General features: G+C 67.3%; 5 protein-coding genes and 2 pseudogenes. 4 read left to right on the forward strand and 3 right to left on the reverse strand.

The features are described from left to right. Window positions 1–276 (reverse strand): annotated as a pseudogene (msrB, locus tag VNS22_RS07390) (peptide-methionine (R)-S-oxide reductase MsrB); the annotation flags it as partial. Between the two features lie 264 nt (window positions 277–540). On the opposite strand from msrB, the gene VNS22_RS28250 reads away from it, so the two are divergent. Together VNS22_RS28250 and VNS22_RS07400 are read left to right on the forward strand one after the other, a co-directional pair. After that, on the forward strand, window positions 541–735 hold the full coding sequence (locus VNS22_RS28250) for a cytochrome P460 family protein (RefSeq protein WP_349261738.1): 195 nt from the start codon (window positions 541–543) through the stop codon (window positions 733–735). 146 nt (window positions 736–881) lie between these two features. Next, window positions 882–1,799, forward strand: a pseudogene (locus tag VNS22_RS07400) (NADP-dependent oxidoreductase). Window positions 1,800–1,908: 109 nt separating this feature from the next. Here VNS22_RS07400 and VNS22_RS07405 read toward each other — a convergent pair. Beyond that, window positions 1,909–2,535 (reverse strand): class I SAM-dependent methyltransferase, encoded by a 627-nt coding sequence (locus tag VNS22_RS07405; RefSeq protein WP_325731115.1) that lies wholly within the window; start codon window positions 2,533–2,535, stop codon window positions 1,909–1,911. A 217-nt stretch (window positions 2,536–2,752) separates the two neighbouring features. Between VNS22_RS07405 and VNS22_RS07410 the strand changes: the two genes are divergently transcribed. After that, window positions 2,753–3,790 (forward strand): TerC family protein, encoded by a 1,038-nt coding sequence (locus VNS22_RS07410; protein WP_325731117.1) that lies wholly within the window; start codon window positions 2,753–2,755, stop codon window positions 3,788–3,790. A gap of 109 nt (window positions 3,791–3,899) precedes the next feature. Continuing rightward, window positions 3,900–5,120, forward strand: coding sequence for an MFS transporter (locus tag VNS22_RS07415; protein WP_325731121.1), 1,221 nt, complete (start codon window positions 3,900–3,902; stop codon window positions 5,118–5,120). 24 nt (window positions 5,121–5,144) lie between these two features. Here VNS22_RS07415 and ndk read toward each other — a convergent pair. Then, window positions 5,145–5,558, reverse strand: a 414-nt coding sequence (gene ndk / locus VNS22_RS07420; RefSeq protein WP_325731123.1) for a nucleoside-diphosphate kinase, incomplete at its 5' end; no start/stop codon positions are given.

Raw genomic sequence — 5,558 nt, forward strand, 5'->3', positions numbered from 1 at the left:
GCCCTCCTCCTCCATCCGCTCGCGCGGGACGAAGCGCAGGGACGCCCCGTTGATGCAGTAGCGCAGCCCGCCCCGGTCCGGCGGCCCGTCCGGGAAGACATGGCCCAGATGGCTGTCGCCATGGGCCGAGCGGACCTCGACACGGATCATGCCGTGGGTCAGGTCGCGCTTTTCCTGGATGTTGGCGGGCTCGATCGGCTTGGTGAAGCTGGGCCAGCCGCAGCCGATCCGCCTGACCCCGATCTGCTGGTAAAGCTTGATCCAGCCGGCGCAGCAGGCGCCGGCTCCATCACCGCGGGTGTGATGGCCAGTAGGCCATCACGGGCCGATCCGTGCCTTGGCATCCATGCTGTTCCCCTTGGGACTGACCAAGCCGTGGATGGGGAGGATGCGCGCATCCTCCCCATCCACGGCCCATCCCCTCAACGCTTGAGCGATGACGAAAAGATCAGGCCGCCACGGCCGATGGAGCGCAAGCGAAAAGCCTCTCGCCGATCCTCACACGTATGCAGTGCCGGCACTCTCACTGGCTAGTTCGTCATGGTGAAAGACAGCGTCGGCCGATTTCCAGGAAGCAAGCTCTGGGGCGACGCCTGGGGTTGGGCTTGGTTCGACGCAACCGATCCCCAGAAGACCACATCCACCGACTACACGACGGACTGTCAATCGTGTCACGTGCCGGCGCGACAGTCGGATTGGATCTACACGCAAGGCTATCCGGTCCTGGCCCGCTGAGCGGGGCATAGCGTCGATGATGTGTCGCTGGTCGAGCAGCAGCCTTAGGGAGCCGTTCGGGAGGATGACTCCTGACAAGAGGTGTCGAACGGGCAGTCCAACGTTGCGCCATTCCAAGGAAACGAATGGCCGAGGACAAGATCATCATGAAGGCGATTGTTGTAACGGACCAGGCGGTGGGATTGGCCGGGATGAAGCTGACCGAGCGGCCCGAGCCGCCGGCAGCGATCAACGACGTCATCGTTCGCATTCATGCGTCGGGCTTCGTCCCGACCGAGCTGGAGTGGCCCTCGACCTAGACCGATCGCCGCGGTCGTGACCGAACACCGTCGATCCCCGGCCATGAGCTGGCCGGAGTGGTTACTGCTCTCGGCTACGGCACGACGGGTCTGTCAATCGGACAGCGAGTGTTCGGCCTCGCCGACTGGTACCGCGACGATACCCTGGCCGAGTATGTGGCGATCGAGGCACGCAACCTCGCGCCGCTGCCGGGTAATGTCGACTTCGCGGTGGGCGCGAGCCTGCCGATCTCGGGCCTTACCGCGTGGCAGGGACTGTTCCAGCACGGCCGCCTTCAGGCGGGGCAGAGCGTCCCAGTGCACGGCGCGGCAGGCGCAGTCGGGACGATGGTGACACAACTCGCGCGCGAAGCCGGTGCGTATGTCATTGGCACCGGACGCGCGGCCGACCGTCAGAAGACGCTTGAGTTCGGCGCGCAGGAGTTCGTTGACCTCGACAACGACGCGCTGGAAGACGTCGGTGGTGTCGATCTGGTGCTCGATGTCATCGGCGGCGACATCGGCAAGCGATCAGCGCGCCTGATTCGAGCCGGAGGAACATTGGTGTCCGTCGTCGGACCGCCCGAGACGCGGCCTGCCGGCGGCCTTGCGATCGAATTCGTTGTCGAGGCCGATCGCGCCCAACTGGGTGAGATCGTCCAGCGAGTGCGGGACGGGCGACTGCGGACGAACATCGGCAACGTCTCGACCGTCGACGAAGCTGTCGCCGCCCTAAACCCGACCGAGCGGCGCAGGGGGAAGACGATCATTCGCGTCCGTCCGTGAGGACTCGGGAGGGCGAGCGGCTCTGCCCTCCCGTATGGCTTATCGCTACCTTCCTGCCGATCGGCCAACCCGTACGGGACAGGCTGGTCCATCGGTGGAAGTGCAACATCTAAAGCCGTGCCAGCCCCAGCTGGTGCCAGCCGAGTACCGCCGGACCCGGCAGGAGGCGGCCGGCCACCTGCCGCTCGATCCGGAAGCCTGCGGCTTCGATCAACTGCTCGTGCGGGCGGTCCAGGCGGCAGCCGCCGGCGAGACGCCGCCATGCCGGGGTGAGCCGGCGCTGCCAGGCGGCCGTGGCAGGATTGGGGCAGAGGCCATGCTCGCAATAGCAGAGCAGCCCTCCCGGCCGCAGCACCCGGCGCAGCTCGGCCAGCGCTCGTTCCGGGTCGTCCACCGAGCACAGGGTCCAGGTCGAGACGGCGACGTCCACCGACTGGTCGGCGATCGGCAGATCCTCGGCGCGGCCCTGGCGCAGATGGACCGGGAACGCCATCCATGAGGCGCGCCGATGCGCCCGGCGCAGCAGCGGCATGGACGGGTCCACCCCGATCACGCTTTCCAGCGACCTCGGATAATAGCCGAGATTGAGGCCCGAGCCGATCCCGATCTCCAGCACCCGGCCGAACGCGGGTGCCGTGGCCTGGGCGCGCAACCGGCCGAACATGCTGCGGGCCATCACCCGGTCGAGCACCGGCGGCAGGATCGAATGGTCCCAGAAATGCAGGCTGGATGCCAAGCGTTCCTCCGGGAAGTCTGCAGGTCCCGAGCCAGACACAACGGCGACGCGGCCGTCCAGTGCCAGATGCGCGCGCCCCCTTGAACATCCGCCGGCTGTGCCCAATGTCAGCCGCGATGGGTCCGGGCCCCTCTGGCAGCCGTCCTTGCGGCTGTGATGTCGGACTGCCTCCTCTGGCAGGTCGACATCCGGTCTGCCGTAAGAGACGGACACAGATATGGATCTCGCACTCCTCGTCGCCACGCCCGTCATGGGCAAGCCAGCCTGGATGTGGCTGTTCTTCCTCGGCATCGTCCTGACCATCCTCGTGCTCGATCTGGGCGTGCTGCACCGCAAGCAGCGCGAGATCGGCGTACGGGAGTCGATGCTGCTCTCCACCGGCTACATGGCCCTGGCCGGCCTGTTCGGCCTCTACGTGCTCTGGCAGATGGGCGGCAATGCCGCCGCCGAGTTCTATACCGGCTATCTGGTCGAGTGGAGCCTCTCGCTCGACAACGTCTTCGTCATCTCCCTGATCTTCACCTATTTCCACATCCCCAGGATCTACCAGCACCGGGTGCTGTTCTGGGGGATCATCGGCGTGATCGTCATGCGCGGCACGATGATCTTCCTGGGTGCTGCCCTGGTCCGGGAATTCGACTGGGTGATGTACCTGTTCGGTGCGTTCCTCCTGTTCACCGGCGTCAAGCTGCTGGTCTCGGTGGACAGCGAGCCGGACATCGCCAGCAACCCGGTCCTGAAGATCACCCGCCGGCTGTTCCGGGTCACCGATCAGCTCGACGGCAACCATTTCTTCACCAAGGCCGCCCACCCGCGCACCGGCCGGCTCGTCAGCTACGCCACGCCGCTGTTCATGGCGCTGGTGATGATCGAGTTCGTCGACCTCGTGTTCGCGGTGGATTCGGTGCCGGCGATCTTCGCCATCACCGACGACCCCTTCATCATCTACACGAGCAACATCTTCGCCGTGCTGGGCCTCCGCTCGCTCTACTTCGCGCTGGCGGCGATGATCCACCGCTTCCACTACCTGAAGTACGCGCTGGCCCTGGTATTGATCTTTATCGGCAGCAAGATCTTCTACACCCAGATCTGGGGCAAGCTGCCGCCGGCCATCTCGCTCAGCGTCACCTTCGGCATCCTGGCCGCAGGCGTAGTCTATTCGCTCTACCGGACCAGTCGGGAGCCGGCCGTCGTCCAGCCCACCGTCCAGGATGACGCGCCCGACACCCTTCCGGCAAGCGGCCGGACCTACTAGACCGGTCACCGCGACGCCACCTTCCGGTCCTGCCGGCGGGTGGCGTTACGGCAATGACCCGCCGTCGGTCCGGCGGGCGCGGCAAAAGTGGTGGCTCAGCGATATGGCATTGGCGGCAAGCGCGCCGGCATCGTCCGATCTGAAGGTGATCGGGCTGATCGGCACGGGGCATTTCGCCTCGCACTTCTACCATCTGGTACTGCCGCCCCTGTTCCCGCTGCTCCGGACGGAGCTCGGGGCGAGCTGGGCCGAGCTCGGCCTGCTGAGCTCGGTGTTCTTCGCCGCCTCGGGTCTGTCCCAGGCGCCGGCCGGCTTCATGGTCGACCGGTTCGGGGCGCACCGCATCCTGATCCTGGGCCTGGCCCTGCTCACCGTCTCGATCGGCCTGATGGGCCTGATGCCCGGCTGGGCGGCGCTGATCCCGCTGGCAGCGCTGGCCGGCATCGGCAACAGCGTGTTCCATCCGGCCGACTATGCGATCCTGGGCAAGCGGGTGCGGCCCGAGCGGATGGGCCGGGCCTTCTCGGTGCATACGATCGGCGGCACGCTCGGCTGGGCGGCGGCCCCGGTATTCGTCACCCTGCTCGCCACCAGCTTCGGCTGGCGGGTGGCGCTGCTGGGTGCTGCCGTGCCGGGTCTCCTGATCCTGGCGGCCCTGCTGGCATCACGCCCGGACATCGCGATCCCGACCGGCCACGAGCAGGCACGGGCCAGCGGTGCCGCACCGCAGGGCTCGCTGGTCGCCACCCTGTTCGGCCGGGCGATCCTCGGCTGCTTCCTGTTCTTCGCGCTGCAGTCGATCGCGATGATCGCCCTGCAGGGCTTCCTGCCCGCCACACTGGTCCAGCTCCACGGCGTGCCGCTGGTGCTGGGCACCACCGCGGTGACCACGTTCATCCTGGGCAGTGCGATCGGCACCGGCATTGGCGGGCTGCTCGCGGACCGCTCGGGCCGGAAGGACTGGCTGATGAGCGTCGGCCTCGGCATCGGCGCGCTATGCATGCTGGCCGTGGCCTTCCTGCCGCTTAATGACGGGATGCTGCTGGCCCTGGTCGCGGTGGCCGGAGCGGCGGTCGGCTCCACCACCCCTTCGCGCGACCTGATGGTACGGGCGGCAGCCCCGGTGGGCTCGACCGGCAAGGTGTTCGGCTTCGCCTATTCCGGGCTGGACCTGGGTGCCACCTTCGCGCCGACCCTGGTGGGTCTGCTCCTGGATGGCGGCCAGCCGCAGCTCGTGCTGGTCATGGCGGCGGTCGCCACCTTCCTGTCGATCCTGGTGACCTGGCTGATCACCAGTGCCGCACGGGTGAAGCCGGCCGGCGCCGCCTGAGGGCGAAGCCGGCCGCGCCGCAGCTCAGCCGACGATCTCGATGCCGGAGAAGAAGAACGCGATCTCGATGGCGGCATTCTCGGGGCTGTCCGAGCCGTGCGCCGAGTTGGCCTCGATCGATTCGGCGAACAGCTTGCGGATGGTGCCCTCGGCGGCGTTGGCCGGGTTGGTGGCGCCCATGATCTCGCGATAGCGCGCCACCGCGTTCTCGCCCTCCAGGACCTGCACGACCACCGGGCCGCTGGTCATGAACTCGACCAGCGAGGCGAAGAACGGCCGCTCCTTGTGCACGGCATAGAAGCCCTCGGCCTGGGCCTGGGACAGGCGCAGCCGCTTCTGGGCGACGATGCGCAGGCCGCCCTTCTCGATGACGTCGTTGATGGCGCCGGTCAGGTTGCGCCTGGTGGCATCCGGCTTGATGATGGAGAAGGTACGCTC

The sequence above is a fragment of the Geminicoccus sp. genome, from assembly GCF_035556675.1.
Taxonomy (GTDB): Bacteria; Pseudomonadota; Alphaproteobacteria; order Geminicoccales; family Geminicoccaceae; genus Geminicoccus.